1 protein-coding gene is annotated in these 323 nt (G+C 64.1%); it reads left to right on the forward strand.

Going from position 1 to position 323, the window contains the following annotated elements; all coding sequences use genetic code 11:
- Positions 1 to 323: condensation domain-containing protein (locus ACW9IN_RS30135; RefSeq protein ID WP_457369247.1), on the forward strand; the 323-nt coding region annotated here is incomplete at both ends.

The raw sequence follows: 323 nt of genomic DNA on the forward strand, positions 1-323 counted from the left end.
GGATTTGCCTTTCGAGCAACTGGTGGAGGCGCTGCAACCGGAGCGCAGCCTGAGCCTCAACCCGCTGTTCCAGGTGATGTTCAACCATCAGGCCGAAGGCCGCCCGGGGGACGCACCACAGGCGTTGGCCCATCTGCATATCGAAGGGCTGGCCTGGGACCGGCGCACCGCACATTTCGACCTGGACCTGGACGTGCAGGAAAGCCCCGACGGACTCTGGGCTTCGCTGGGTTACGCCACCGACCTGTTCGAACCCACCACCATCACACGCATGGCGCGCCACTGGCAGAACCTGTTGCAGGCCATGGTTGCCGATCAACAGC

The organism is Pseudomonas sp. SDO5271_S396 (genome assembly GCF_054071795.1).